The sequence below is a fragment of the Klebsiella sp. CN_Kp100 genome, assembly GCF_040065315.1.
Lineage (GTDB): Bacteria > Pseudomonadota > Gammaproteobacteria > Enterobacterales > Enterobacteriaceae > Klebsiella > Klebsiella oxytoca.
Genome location: NZ_JBEAIJ010000042.1, coordinates 39,607 through 52,740, shown reverse-complemented (window position 1 = coordinate 52,740; position 13,134 = coordinate 39,607). Strand labels below are relative to the sequence as shown.

14 protein-coding genes are annotated in these 13,134 nt (G+C 54.8%); 2 read left to right on the top strand and 12 right to left on the bottom strand.

Annotation, left to right across the window (positions count from 1 at the left end; translation table 11 throughout):
• Positions 1–27: 27 nt before the first annotated feature.
• The 10 genes from rlmC to ABLV12_RS18185 form a co-directional block, all read right to left on the bottom strand.
• Positions 28–1,158, bottom strand: coding sequence for a 23S rRNA (uracil(747)-C(5))-methyltransferase RlmC (gene rlmC, locus ABLV12_RS18230; RefSeq protein ID WP_064396668.1), 1,131 nt, complete (start codon positions 1,156–1,158; stop codon positions 28–30).
• Between the two features lie 42 nt (positions 1,159–1,200).
• Entirely contained in the window at positions 1,201–1,689 is a 489-nt protein-coding gene (locus ABLV12_RS18225) for a YbjO family protein (protein ID WP_004100588.1), read from the bottom strand.
• A gap of 57 nt (positions 1,690–1,746) precedes the next feature.
• Positions 1,747–2,592: a putrescine ABC transporter permease PotI gene (gene potI / locus ABLV12_RS18220; protein WP_064396665.1), complete on the bottom strand. Its 846-nt coding sequence runs from the start codon at positions 2,590–2,592 to the stop codon at positions 1,747–1,749.
• The gene (gene potH / locus ABLV12_RS18215) at positions 2,589–3,542 is read right to left on the bottom strand and encodes a putrescine ABC transporter permease PotH (RefSeq protein ID WP_016808082.1); all 954 of its coding nucleotides are present in this window, start codon (positions 3,540–3,542) and stop codon (positions 2,589–2,591) included. The genes potI and potH overlap by 4 nt, the downstream gene beginning before the upstream one ends.
• A 10-nt stretch (positions 3,543–3,552) precedes the next feature.
• Positions 3,553–4,686: a putrescine ABC transporter ATP-binding subunit PotG gene (potG, locus tag ABLV12_RS18210; RefSeq protein ID WP_004134592.1), complete on the bottom strand. Its 1,134-nt coding sequence runs from the start codon at positions 4,684–4,686 to the stop codon at positions 3,553–3,555.
• A gap of 102 nt (positions 4,687–4,788) precedes the next feature.
• On the bottom strand, positions 4,789–5,901 hold the full coding sequence (potF, locus tag ABLV12_RS18205; RefSeq protein ID WP_004111825.1) for a spermidine/putrescine ABC transporter substrate-binding protein PotF: 1,113 nt from the start codon (positions 5,899–5,901) through the stop codon (positions 4,789–4,791).
• 348 nt (positions 5,902–6,249) lie between these two features.
• Positions 6,250–6,729: a YbjN domain-containing protein gene (locus tag ABLV12_RS18200; protein WP_004100577.1), complete on the bottom strand. Its 480-nt coding sequence runs from the start codon at positions 6,727–6,729 to the stop codon at positions 6,250–6,252.
• An 89-nt stretch (positions 6,730–6,818) separates the two neighbouring features.
• The gene (gene rimK / locus ABLV12_RS18195) at positions 6,819–7,721 is read right to left on the bottom strand and encodes a 30S ribosomal protein S6--L-glutamate ligase (protein WP_004100575.1); all 903 of its coding nucleotides are present in this window, start codon (positions 7,719–7,721) and stop codon (positions 6,819–6,821) included.
• Between the two features lie 116 nt (positions 7,722–7,837).
• Positions 7,838–8,560, bottom strand: a complete 723-nt coding sequence (gene nfsA / locus ABLV12_RS18190; protein WP_049127549.1) for a nitroreductase NfsA — start codon at positions 8,558–8,560, stop codon at positions 7,838–7,840.
• Positions 8,544–8,834, bottom strand: coding sequence for a YbjC family protein (locus ABLV12_RS18185; protein ID WP_004100569.1), 291 nt, complete (start codon positions 8,832–8,834; stop codon positions 8,544–8,546). The genes nfsA and ABLV12_RS18185 overlap by 17 nt, the downstream gene beginning before the upstream one ends.
• A gap of 203 nt (positions 8,835–9,037) precedes the next feature.
• Here ABLV12_RS18185 and ABLV12_RS18180 point away from each other — a divergent pair, with 203 nt between their 5' ends.
• Entirely contained in the window at positions 9,038–9,301 is a 264-nt protein-coding gene (locus ABLV12_RS18180; protein WP_004100567.1) for a GrxA family glutaredoxin, read from the top strand.
• A gap of 6 nt (positions 9,302–9,307) precedes the next feature.
• Here the strand turns inward: ABLV12_RS18180 and ybjM are convergent, their stop codons facing one another.
• Positions 9,308–9,691: an inner membrane protein YbjM gene (gene ybjM, locus ABLV12_RS18175; protein WP_004100565.1), complete on the bottom strand. Its 384-nt coding sequence runs from the start codon at positions 9,689–9,691 to the stop codon at positions 9,308–9,310.
• 267 nt (positions 9,692–9,958) lie between these two features.
• Between ybjM and ABLV12_RS18170 the strand changes: the two genes are divergently transcribed.
• A complete protein-coding gene (locus tag ABLV12_RS18170; RefSeq protein ID WP_004100564.1) occupies positions 9,959–11,644 on the top strand; it encodes an aspartate:alanine antiporter in 1,686 nt (561 codons plus the stop codon).
• Positions 11,645–11,875: 231 nt separating this feature from the next.
• On the opposite strand, the gene ABLV12_RS18165 is transcribed toward ABLV12_RS18170, so the two are convergent.
• Complete coding sequence (locus ABLV12_RS18165) at positions 11,876–12,658, bottom strand: FRG domain-containing protein (RefSeq protein WP_348867210.1); 783 nt, start codon at positions 12,656–12,658, stop codon at positions 11,876–11,878.
• Positions 12,659–13,134: the final 476 nt, after the last annotated feature.

Sequence of the window (13,134 nt, the reverse complement as noted above, 5' to 3'; positions counted from 1 at the left end):
TCGCCGCCTGAAGAGTTCACATTTTGTTTATACTTCGCGAACCAGCAGGGTCAGCACCTCATAATGGGCGGTATGGGGGAACATATCGAACAGCTGGACGCGCTCAATACGATAACCGGCCAGGCGAGCGATATCTTTCGCCATCGTTCGGGCGTTGCAGCTGGAGTAGATAATAAACTCCGGCTCCATACGGCTTAAATAGGCGCACAGGCCGTCGCCGATACCCCGACGCGGCGGGTTCACCAGTACCAGATCGGGAATTTCGCCTTCGCCGGTAGCAAACTGCGTAGAATCGAGCGCCTGGAAATGCAGATTCTGCAGGCCGAGCTGCGCCGCCGATTGTCTGGCGCAGGCGATGGCCTCAGCGGCGATCTCAATCCCGGTCAGGCGCATCTCCGGCGTGGCGCAGTGCAGACCAAAGCCGCCAACGCCGCAAAAGAGATCCCACATATGATTAACCGGTAGCTGGCGCACCCAGTCGCGAGCGGTGGCATACAGCCGGCTGGCCACCGCCGGGTTGGTCTGAAAGAAGCTTTGCGGGCGGATCCATAGCGGCACGCCGTTAAAGTTTTCCGCCAGCGCCTGCTGGTCGGTGAGGAAAATTTCCCGCTCTCCTTCCATGATGGCCATATGCACCGGCTGAATATTGGCGGTAATCACTTTCAGCTGCGGCAGCTGCGCCTGGAGCGCCGGCAGCGCGGCGCGCAGCTGGGCCAGCTTGGTCTCCGAACGCAGAACAAAGCGCAGCATCATCCCGCCGTCGAGCCGGCTTTCGGTCAGCAGAATGTACTTCAGCTCTCCGCGCCTGCGGGCAACGTTATAGGGCGTGAGTCCGGCGCGGGCGATAAACGGCTTGAGCGCAGCGAAGACGGGGGCGAAGCCTGGCGGATAGAGCGGGCAATCGGTGAGGTCTTCCGGGGCGCCATCACGGTGCAGCATTCCGAGCAGCGGGCGCTCTACGCTACCGCTGACCACCATTTTCGCTTTGTTGCGAAACCCGCTTTCCGGGCCGCAAACCGGCGCGCACCAGTCAGCGACGGGGGCATCGGCGAGAAGCGTGCGCAAATCGGCCATTTTATCGGCGAGCTGTTGCGATACCGGCAGTTCCAGCCACTGGCAGGAGCGACAGCGGCCCGCGTCATAGAGTGCGCAGTGCATAACAAGACCTTCAAAAAAACAGGGGCGGGGATTGTATCACCGTTACTGTAAACGGAAAAAGCGTCGGCACGGGGCCGGAACAAACAGCATGGCCAGCACCAGTAGATCCGGCAGCTTTTGCAGCACCAGAGAACGAAATATTTCGCGCTTCGATTCACCGGCAATGCTAAACAGCTCAGGATAACCGTAGCCCAATGAAGCGGCCCACAGGTAGCCAATCACAATAATCTGCGTCAACAGGAACAGCCAACGCGCCCAGTTGCGCCCTTTTACCAGCGAAAACGCGCACCAGATTTCAATAAATACCAGCACCAGACTTGAGAGAAACACCAGGGTGAGCGCCCACGTCTGCACGCTGCGATGGACAAAATCCGCGATTCCCTGAACGCCAAGCTGGTTGAGGATCATCAGCAAATCCAGGCCGCGGATTAAAATAATGGCGAAGGCCGCCACCTGCACCAGCGCAGGAACGTTAAGACGAGCATGAGACGAACGCGTTTTAGTAAACAATCCCAACGTAAAGTCTTCCATGAAAACGGCGCCACAAATGCGGCGCCGATGTTAACTCTATTGCAGATTTTAGGTGGTTCAGCCGCTTCTTGCACGCTGGATATCGCGCACCCGCTGCTTTTCCGCGCGGGCCATCAAATACCAGGCGATAAAACCAACAATGCCGACCACGCCGAGGATTAACGTTGCCAGGGCATTAATCTCCGGGTTAACCCCCATGCGCACGCTGGAGAAGACCAGCATCGGCAGCGTCGTCGCCCCCGGCCCGGAAACAAAGCTGGCAATAACCAGGTCGTCGAGCGACAACGTAAAGGCCAGCAGCCAGCCGGAGACCACCGCCGGCATAATCATCGGCAGCGTAATGACGAAAAAGACCTTCAGCGGCGCGGCGCCCAGATCCATCGCCGCCTCCTCAATTGAGTGGTCCAGCTCACGCAGGCGCGATGAAATGACCACCGCCACGTACGCGGTACAGAAGGTCACGTGCGCCAGCCAGATGGTCAGCATGCCGCGATCCGACGGCCAGCCAATTGAATGCCCCAGCGCGACAAACAGCAGCAGCAGCGACAGGCCGGTAATCACATCGGGCATCACCAGCGGCGCGGTGATCATAAAAGCAAAGCCGTTTGAACCGCGGAAGCGGCCAAAACGCACCATCACCACTGCGGCAATGGTACCGAGGATCGCCGCCGCCGTCGCGGCGCAGGCGGCAATGGTCAGGCTTAAGCCTACCGCGCTCATCATCGCATCGTCATGAAACAGCTCGCGATACCAGCGCGTCGACCACCCGGCCCATACCGTCACCAGCTTTGAGCTGTTGAACGAGTAAATTACCAGCATCAGCATCGGCGCATACAGAAAGGTAAAGCCAAGCAGCAAAATGATGATTCGCCACGGCGAACGGACTACCGGTAAATTATTCATCCGTGTTCCCCCACCTGTTTTTGCTGATGCTTGTGGAACCACATGATCGGTACGATCAGCAACAGCAGCATCACTATCGCTACCGCCGAGGCCACCGGCCAGTCGCGGTTGTTAAAGAACTCCTGCCACAGCACGCGGCCAATCATAATACTGTCCGGGCCGCCCAGCAGTTCCGGGATAACGAACTCCCCTACCGCCGGAATAAATACCAGCATCGACCCGGCAATAATCCCGCCTTTGGTGAGCGGGACGATCACCTGGAAGAAGGTCTTCAGCGGCCGGGCACCCAGATCCAGCGACGCCTCAACCAGCGAGTAATCGATGCGCGTGAGGGCGGTATAAATCGGTAGCACCATAAACGGCAGATAGGCGTAAACAATACCGATATAGACCGCCAGGTTGGTGTGCAGGATCTCCAGAGGCTGGTCGATAACCCCCAGCCACAGCAGGAAGTTGTTCAGCACGCCGTTGCTTTTCAGCAGCCCCATCCAGGCATAGACGCGGATCAGGAACGACGTCCATGACGGCAGAATGACCAGCAGTAGCAGGATATTCCGGGTCGATGGCTTACTGTGCGCCACCGCCCACGCCAGCGGATAACCCAGCAGCAGACAGCAGAACGTCGAGATCCCTGCCACCTGGAGCGACTGCAGATACGCCTCAAAATAGAGAGGATCGTCGGTAAGCTGCAGGAAATTACCGAGATTCAGCGTTAACGTTAGCTGGCCGTCGGCCCACTCCAGCAGATCGGTGTAGGGCGGGATCGCCCGCGCCATCTCCGCCAGGCTGATTTTAAAGACGATCAGAAATGGCAGCAGGAACAGCAGGATCAGCCATATGTAAGGCAGCGCAATCACCAGCTTGCGCCCGTGGGCCATCTGCAGCCGCGCCAGCCACAGCGCGAAACCGCCCGGTTTGTTTACGCCTGACGGGGGTTCTAATGTACGCATTGCCCTCTCCTCACACCGTCAGCACGACGCAGCTATCGGCGTCCCAGCATAAACGGACTTCATCGCCCCAGGTTGGCGCCCCTTTGCGGTAACGGTGCTCGTTCTGCAGCTGAGCGCTGAGCATCTGCCCGCTTTTCAGGCGCACATGGTAGATAGACAGGTCACCGAGATAGGCAATATAGATAACCTCACCTACCGCGAAGTTATAGCCGTCCGCCGGTGGGTCCTCGCAGAGCATAATTTTTTCCGGGCGCAGAGCCACCCACACCGGGACGTTATCGACGACGGAGGCATCGGGATCGACCTTCAGCGGATGCGTCAGGCCCGGGGAATCCAGCACCAGGCCATCTTCCTGGCGCTCTTTCACCAGCCCTTCAAAGACGTTAACCGAGCCGATAAACTCCGCGCTGTAGCGGGTAGTTGGGTGCTCGTAAATTTCCTCCGGCTCGCCGATCTGTACGAACTTGCCGCGGTTCATAATGGCGATACGCCCCGCCATGGTCATCGCCTCTTCCTGATCGTGGGTTACCATCACGCAGGTGACGCCGACGCGCTCAAGAATATCGACCACTTCCAGCTGCATCCTGTCGCGCAGCTTCTTATCCAGCGCGCCCATCGGCTCGTCAAGCAGCAGCAGTTTCGGTCTTTTCGCCAGGCTGCGGGCCAGCGCCACGCGTTGACGCTGACCGCCGGAGAGCTGATGCGGTTTACGCTTTGCGAACTCCTGCATATGCACCAGCGCCAGCATCTCCTGCACCCGACTGGTGATTTCAGCCTTAGGCAATTTGTCCTGCTTGAGGCCAAAGGCGATGTTCTGCTCCACCGTCATATGGGGAAAGAGCGCATAGGACTGAAACATCATGTTAATCGGCCGCTGATACGGCGGCACCCGCGCCAGATCGACGCCATCCAGGACAATCTGCCCGGCGGTAGGCTGTTCGAATCCCGCCAGCATGCGCAGCAGGGTTGACTTGCCGCAGCCGGATGCGCCCAGCAGGGCAAAAATTTCGCCTTTATAAATGGTGAGATTGACATCATCGACGGCGTGCTGGCCATCGAAGGACTTCGTTAAATTACGGATTTCGAGCAGCGGGGTCAGCGCTTTGGGGGTTTTCGCCTGCGGGCGAGGAATTACATCATTCACGGGGTGTTCTCCGGCAGAAATCAAATCATGGTGCAGGCGCACCATAACGGTGCGCCTGTTGCCGGCAGCGCGACGCTTATCCGGCCTACAACTCACGGAGAATTACTTACCGCTTTTCACCTTCGTCCATGCGCGAGTACGCACGCGATCGATTTTCGGATCCTGGACTTTCAGGGTGAACAGCTTGGCGAAGACGTCAGCCGGCGGGTAGATGGCCGGATTGCTGCGGATCGCTTCGCTGACCAGCGGCGTAGATGCTTTGTTGCCGTTAGCGTAATAGACATGATCGCTAATATGCGCGATAACGTCCGGACGCATCAGATAGTTCAGGAATTGATAAGCCTCTTCTTTGTTTTTCGCATCTGCCGGCATAGCGAAGACGTCAAAGAACGCCAGCGCGCCCTCTTTCGGGATAAAGTAGGAAACGTTGACCCCGTTCTTCGCTTCTTTCGCCCGGTTAGCCGCCTGCCATACGTCGCCCGCCCAGCCGATCGCGACGCAGATATCGCCGTTCGCCAGGTCGTTGATGTACTGCGAAGAGTGGAAGTAGCGAATATTCGGACGCAGCTTCAGCAGCAGGTCGGTTGCCGGGCCAGTGTAGTCATCGGCTTTGGCGCTATTAGGATCTTTACCGAGGTAGTTCAGCACGGTGGCGAAAATCTCTTCCGGGGCATCAAGGAAGGAGACGCCGCAGCTTTTCAGTTTCTCCAGATTTTCCGGCTTCATTACCAGATCCCAGCTGTCCAGCGGCGCATCTTTGCCCAGCACGGCTTTCACTTTATCGATGTTATAGCCTATGCCGGTTGTCGCCCACAGGTAGGGAATCGCGTATTTATTGTCCGGGTCGTGCTTCGCGACCAGCTTCAGCACTTCCGGATCGAGATTTTTCCAGTTGGGGAGCTTGCTCTTATCCAGCGGCTGGAACACCCCTGCCGCCAGCTGGCGCTCGAGGAAGCTGGCCGACGGCACCACCAGGTCAAATCCGGTGCTGCCCGCCATAAGCTTACCCTCCAGCACTTCATTGGAGTCAAAAACGTCATACACCACTTTAATACCGGTCTCTTTTTCAAAATTCGCCACCGTATCCGGGGCAATATAATCAGACCAGTTATATACATGCAGGGTTTTTTGTTCGGCTGCGAGCGAACCGGCAGAGACGGCCATCAGCGCACCCGTAACCAGACCTGTTAACCATTTTTTACCAAAGGCGGTCATATCTCTTATTCCTTCTCAATGCCCGTTAACAAGCGGGCTGAATATACGCACTTGTTCGCATGCAATAATCATGCATTTTTTTTCAATGCCTAAGAAAAGGAGAGAGGACCTCTCCCGGAATGGTTGCCCGCAACTGGAAGCAGCGTCAGAATAACTGTAGCCAGAATAAGAGGCTATAGCCCAGGAGAAAAAACGGCTTTTATCAATTTTTTATGCAATAAGGGTCTATGTGATAAGCCGAAAACGGCGGAATGGCGGTGAAAAATTCTTTACAGGAAGGTTAACAACAGAATAATCGCGGGTAATACGCAGCCACCATGGCAGTGACTGCGCTATTTTTCGCCAGCCTCAGTGAAGAAAATGGTACTGAATATTCTCAGCTATCGGCTCTTCTTCCTCAGACTTATACAGCACCTGGTTAGCACTGGCTTCAAGGATGACCATCGATATCTGTTCTTCGCTCTGACGGAAAAACCATGCAAACTGATCGATCGTCACGCCGACGCCGACGGTCAACGCCTGGCAAACCACCAGTTTCGGCAGATTATCATCCTGAATATCGAGGAAAGCTTTCACCGTCAACGAGCTGGCGTTAATCGCAGAAAGATCGGCGGAAAGCGGCAGGAGCGCGGAGGGTTTCACCTCAGCCAGCGCGGAGAAAAGCACCACGTTATCAACCAGGTCAAGTTTGGCATCAAAAATGCCTTCGAAATTTTGCATATGCGGCAGGTGCAGTGCCTGGCAGGAATCACACTCAAAAAAGCTGATGCCCAATTCGTCGAGCCATTGACGTAACGTATCAAGACCCGGAACGACCAGTGAATCCATATGACCTGTGACCTCTTACTGTGAAAAATGCGACGCCATAGCTTACGCAAAAAAAGCGCCGTATTCCATGACGGTGTCGCGAAAGGCAGCTATCCCCCCATTTTCAGACAAAATCCGGGCGTCGCTTGTCGTTCAATCCAGGCGATCATCTTGCCGGCAATATCGACGCCGGTGGTGGTTTCAACCCCCTCCAGCCCCGGAGAAGCGTTCACTTCCATCACCAGCGGTCCGCGCGTGGCGCGCAGTATATCCACGCCCGCCACGTCCAGCCCGAGCGTTTGCGCCGCCTTAATGGCCATTTCACGCTCCTGCTCGCTGATAAGCGCCACCGAGGCTACGCCGCCGCGATGCAGGTTGGAGCGAAAATCGCCCTCCTTCGCCCGCCGCTCAATCGCCGCGACCACTTCATTACCCACCACGAGGCAGCGCACGTCCCGGCCTTTCGCCTCGGCGATATACTCCTGAACCAGAATATGCGCATTCAGGCCGCGAAAAGCGTCAATAACGCTCTCTGCCGCCTGGCGCGTTTCGGCCAGCACAACGCCGATCCCCTGCGTCCCCTCCACCAGCTTGACCACCAGCGGCGCGCCGCCAACCATGGCGATCAGATCGCTGGTGTCGTCCGGCGAGTGGGCAATACCGGTGAGCGGCAGGTCGATGCCCTGGCGCGCCAGCAGCTGGAGCGAGCGCAGCTTGTCGCGGGCGCGCGTGATGGCTACCGATTCATTCAGCGGGTAGCTGCCGAGCAGCTCAAACTGACGCAGCGCCGCGGTGCCGTAGTAGGTGATCGCCGTGCCGATACGCGGGATCACGGCGTCAAAATGCGGGAGCTGGCGGCCTTTATAGTGAATTGACGAGGCCACCGGGCTGACGTTCATATAGCAGGAAAGCGGATCGAGGATTTCCACCTGATGACCGCGTTTTTGCGCGGCTTCGCGCAGGCGTCGACATGAATAAAGCGTTCCATCCCGGGATAATATGGCAATTTTCACCCTGCACCTCTGCGAAAAGACCCGCTCTGGCGGGCCTCTGAGTAGCAAACAACGTTTTAAATTAGCGCTGACCTGCGGAATTTCCTTGCGTCAGACCGGGTGCAGTTTACACGCAATCAGCGCGTAGCCCATCCCTGCTTATGCAGATATTCCAGAATAAATGGCCGGCTTTCTTTGACGATAGTCCGGCGGATATGGTCGCTCCAGGTATCGCGACGCGTGTTGCTGCCGCGAGAGAGATAATAGTGCGCCAACTGCTCGTCATATTCAGCAAGGACCGTCTCATCCAGCGGCTGATAGTAATTTTCATGAACCAGCATCGCCGACGGCATGCGCGGTTTCACTTCCGGATTATCGTCAGGCCAGCCAAGGCACAGGCCAAACAGCGGCATTACGTGCTGTGGGAGCTTCAGCAGCTGGGTCACCGCATCAATATTGTTACGCAGCCCGCCGATATAGACGCCGCCCAGGCCAAGAGATTCCGCCGCCACCAGCGCATTCTGCGCCATAATCGCGGTGTCGACGCAGCCCAGCAGGAGCTGTTCGGCGAGCCCCAGCTGAGCGTCCGGGCAGATTTGCAGATTGCGGTTAAAATCAGGGCAGAATACCCAGAATTCCGCAGCCTGCGCCACGTGCTGCTGTCCGCCGCTCAGCGGCACCAGCTGTTGACGTATTTCCGGGTCGGTAACGCGAATAATTGAGGTACATTGTAAAAAACTGGAGCTGGAGGCTCCCTGCGCGCTGGCGATAATTGCGGCGCGCTGTTCTTCGCTGATCGGCGCGTCGGTAAAATGGCGAATAGAACGGTGGCTACGCAGCAGCTCAATGGTCGGCGTCATCTCGTTTTTCTCTGTCAGGCAATGATGAAGGGGAATTTTTCGTTTGCGTCAACTGCGGGGCAACAACTTTCGCCACACGCCAGATTAACGCCACGGCGGCCGGAAGCATCAGCAGGATCCCCGCGAAGATCATCAGCAGCGCCGCTGTCGGGCTGGAGAACGGCGCAGGCAGGCTGACGTACTGATTAAGCGAGAGCCAGGCCAGGGTCAACAGCACCATGCCGATAAACTCAACTACCAGAACGCTTTTGGGTAATGCTGCGGGCGATCGCATAACGCTCCTCCGGTCCAAAGCAATCACGCAACCGGGTAAAAAAGTCGCGTATCAGAGGGAGTATAGCGGTTTCATCAGCAGAATATTTAACAAACATAGCCTTAAGCCATCAAAGCAAAAGGCAGAACCTTCTTTTCCTCGTTGCCATAACGCGGCATGATACGCCCCATTCGCCATCCGGCTGAGGTTTAAGGAGAGAGAGTATGTTTACGGTAATTTTTGGTCGTCCAGGTTGCCCATATTGCGTTCGCGCCAAAGAACTGGCGGAAAAACTGAGCAACGAGCGCGATGATTTTAACTATCGCTACATTGATATCCACGCTGAAGGCATCAGCAAAGCCGATCTGGAGAAAACCGTGGGTAAACCGGTTGAAACCGTACCGCAGATTTTTGTCGATCAGAAGCACATTGGCGGCTGCACCGACTTTGAAGCCTGGGCGAAAGAGAATCTCGGTCTGTTTGCCTGAGACGACTCACTCCTCTGACGAGGGCTTGCGTCTGGTATCAAGCCAGGCGCAAATAAATAAAAAGCACAGCGCGCCCAGCGCGCACCAGAACACCGCGCTAAATAGCCACGCCAGTTCCTGCCAGAAAGATCGTTGAGTGACGAAGAACAACCGCATGACGACCAGACAAATAGGCGCAGCCAGCATAGCGCCGATAAGCGGACGCAGCACCCGCTGACCCGGGGAGAGGCAGCTTGCCGCCGCACCGGGTAGCAAAAAGAACAGCAGCCCGAGCTCAGGGTTACCGGTAGCCCGAAAGGCGCCTTTCATATGTAACAGCAGCGATAAGCAAACCACGATAAATAGAAAGAACCCACAGATAATACCGGCCCAAGCACGCTCAGATTTCACGACATCCTCCTGATTTTGCCTCTAACCAACTTCCACTTCGCCCAGTCAGATAAAGATTCTGGCAATCCATGCCAATAAAAGATCCCGTCAAGGTAATAACGATTGTTGCTAGCCGCAGCCCCCAGGAAAGATTAAACTATCGACTATATTTTGCTGGTTATAACGGGATGCCAGAATAGCGTTCGGGACAACGCGAACACTGGACCAACCTTAGACCAAATAACCATTTCCTTCAACAACTTACTAGTAAATGAGAAGTTGGCTTTCGTGAATATAAACGTCGCAGATTTGTTAAACGGGAATTACATCCTGTTATTGTTCGTTGTACTTGCACTGGGACTCTGCCTCGGGAAACTGCGTCTCGGGTCGGTACAACTTGGTAATTCCATTGGCGTTTTAGTGGTTTCCCTATTATTAGGGCAGCAGCATTTCAGTATTAACACTGACGCCCTCAATCTCGGCTTTATGCTGTTTATTTTTTGCGTCGGCGTAGAAGCGGGCCCCAACTTTTTTTCTATTTTTTTTCGCGATGGGAAAAATTACCTGATGCTCGCGCTGGTGATGGTCGGCAGCGCAATGCTGATCGCCATGGGGCTGGGTAAGCTCTTCGGCTGGGATATCGGCCTGACGGCCGGGATGCTCGCCGGCGCGATGACGTCCACTCCCGTGCTGGTCGGCGCCGGGGATACGCTTCGCCACTTCGGCATGCCCAGCGATCAGCTCGCCCTTTCGCTCGATCATCTGAGCCTCGGCTATGCGCTGACCTATCTGATTGGCCTGGTCAGCCTGATCGTCGGCGCCCGCTATATGCCGAAGCTGCAGCATCAGGATTTGCAGACCAGCGCCCAGCAAATCGCCCGCGAGCGCGGTCTCGATACCGACTCCCGGCGTAAGGTCTATTTGCCGGTGATCCGCGCCTACCGCGTCGGTCCGGAGCTGGTGGCGTGGGCTGATGGTAAAAATCTGCGCGAGCTGGGTATTTACCGCCAGACCGGCTGCTACATTGAGCGCATCCGCCGCAACGGCATTCTCGCGAACCCGGACGGCGATGCGGTGCTGCAGATGGGTGATGATATCGCCCTGGTGGGTTACCCGGATGCCCATGCCCGCCTCGACCCAAGCTTCCGTAACGGCAAAGAGGTCTTCGACCGCGATCTGCTCGATATGCGCATCGTCACCGAAGAGATCGTGGTCAAAAACCACAATGCCGTCGGCCGTCGCCTGGCGCAGCTGAAGCTGACCGACCACGGCTGCTTCTTAAACCGCGTCATTCGCAGCCAGATCGAAATGCCTATCGACGATAACGTGGTGCTCAACAAGGGCGATGTGCTGCAGGTCAGCGGCGACGCGCGTCGCGTTAAAACCGTCGCCGATCGTATCGGCTTCATCTCCATTCACAGCCAGGTGACCGACCTGCTCGCCTTCTGCGCCTTCTTTATCGTTGGCCTGATGATCGGCATGATCACCTTCCAGTTCAGTTCGTTCAGCTTCGGCATCGGTAACGCCGCCGGTCTGCTGTTTGCCGGCATTATGCTCGGCTTCCTGCGCGCCAACCATCCGACGTTCGGCTACATCCCGCAGGGCGCGCTGAATATGGTGAAAGAGTTCGGCCTGATGGTATTTATGGCCGGCGTGGGGCTCAGCGCGGGCGCCGGGATTAACAACGGCCTCGGCGCCGTCGGCGGTCAGATGCTGGCGGCGGGCCTGATCGTCAGCCTGGTACCGGTGGTTATCTGCTTCCTGTTCGGCGCGTACATCCTGCGCATGAACCGCGCGATGCTCTTCGGCGCCATGATGGGCGCCCGTACCTGCGCGCCGGCGATGGAAATTATCAGCGATACTGCCCGCAGCAATATCCCGGCGCTGGGATACGCGGGGACCTACGCCATCGCTAACGTATTGTTAACCCTGGCAGGTACGCTGATTGTCATCATCTGGCCGGGACTACAGTGAATTTTTTAAGAAAAAAAACGCGCATACGCAGAACTTTTTTTGCTGGCATCAGTCATAAGTAGTGCCACTGCTTTTCTTTGATGTCCCCATTTTGTGGAGCCCATCAACCCCGCCACTTAGGTTCAAGGTTGATGGGTTTTTTGTTGCATGGAATTCAATTCATTATAAGTCAAACACTTAGATACGAGCTTAACTATAAGTGGCGACAAAATGGCGGCAGAGTATTTCTCATTACCATCGTTCGTTGTCCCAGCGCCCATTCTTTTCTGTATTGGCATGGCAGAATCCATCAAGATCAGGGAAGAGAGTAAGCTGACGAACATCAAAAGTACCTTCTAGAAGCCTTAAAAACTCTTCTTTCATACTTGCCGTGATAGCAATTGGAAGATAGGCCTCTTCTGAGTGATCAAAATCGAGACTTCCCATTGGGTCATCACTTACGATACTATACATAAATTGCGCACTTTGAGCTGCAATTCTTTTAGTTACCGCTGGAGGCTCCCATGTTGTAGCACCACCATTGCTTATCCCTTTCTCAAATATCTGATCATAGTTGCGCTCCTCTGTTTCTCCTTCCTGCCCATATATAGAATCTGAATGAATCCCAAACAGCAACCCTGGCTTTCCTCTTTCTGATTGGCAAGCGAACCACAATGCAACCAGCATATTCCTTGAAAAATCTATTAAACGAGTAGCTGCACCATGGTGTTGAAGCTTAGCAAGTACTTCGAAATCAGCTAGACGTCTTCCCTCTTCATACCCATAACCCTTGTGGCGAGCTTTTCTTAACAACTCAACCTCGTAGTTTCTCATTCTTCGCTCAGAGACATTACGGTGAGTAAACTTCAACCGTCTATAAGCAGCACTGTGAATCGCCCAATCAACGTTTCCCTGCCCTCTCCACATATAAACATTCATTCGGTTAGCTGCATGTTCTTCTGTTATTTCAATTAGTTGCCCTAAATTCCTGGGCGTTTTGATTCTTCCAAATAATTTCGTTTCAATTGAATCCACTGCTGTATCCCCAATAGTGGTGGCTATTACTTTTAGAACAAGCTAATTCTTTCTTTACATAGCAGGCTAGGCATTTGTATAAACATATCTAACCTGTTTTACGCTTCAAGGTTCCCCTTCGCTGGGTTAACCTACTAAACAAATGGTTATGAATCTATATTGGTGCAATTTTTACCGCCGTAGCCTTGAGTTTGACAGCGTCAAAGTATCTGCTCTAATCGTTACCACATTTTTCAGTGGTTGAAATATATCCTTCTTCCATGAAACCCGTACCAGTTCTAGCATTGCGGGTTTTTCTTGCTTATCAAATTTTTCATTACTTGATCCTACCGACTCACCTAAAAATATTTTATCCTTATTTATCAGCTAGTTAAAAATATATTAGATCCTCCGCAGATCCATAAAACTGAAAAAAACTGAAATTCTTTTCAATCTTTTCAGATTTGGATTTCTGGTAAGCCGCCAGCACTGGCGCG

Bases quoted from the DNA above. Each gene is read 5' to 3' on its own strand.
- rlmC (WP_064396668.1), bottom strand. From the start codon at position 1,158: ATGCACTGCGCACTCTATGACGCGGGCCGCTGTCGCTCCTGCCAGTGG.
- ABLV12_RS18225 (WP_004100588.1), bottom strand. From the start codon at position 1,689: ATGGAAGACTTTACGTTGGGATTGTTTACTAAAACGCGTTCGTCTCAT.
- potI (WP_064396665.1), bottom strand. From the start codon at position 2,592: ATGAATAATTTACCGGTAGTCCGTTCGCCGTGGCGAATCATCATTTTG.
- potH (WP_016808082.1), bottom strand. From the start codon at position 3,542: ATGCGTACATTAGAACCCCCGTCAGGCGTAAACAAACCGGGCGGTTTC.
- potF (WP_004111825.1), bottom strand. From the start codon at position 5,901: ATGACCGCCTTTGGTAAAAAATGGTTAACAGGTCTGGTTACGGGTGCG.
- ABLV12_RS18200 (WP_004100577.1), bottom strand. From the start codon at position 6,729: ATGGATTCACTGGTCGTTCCGGGTCTTGATACGTTACGTCAATGGCTC.
- nfsA (WP_049127549.1), bottom strand. From the start codon at position 8,560: ATGACGCCGACCATTGAGCTGCTGCGTAGCCACCGTTCTATTCGCCAT.
- ABLV12_RS18185 (WP_004100569.1), bottom strand. From the start codon at position 8,834: ATGCGATCGCCCGCAGCATTACCCAAAAGCGTTCTGGTAGTTGAGTTT.
- ABLV12_RS18180 (WP_004100567.1), top strand. From the start codon at position 9,038: ATGTTTACGGTAATTTTTGGTCGTCCAGGTTGCCCATATTGCGTTCGC.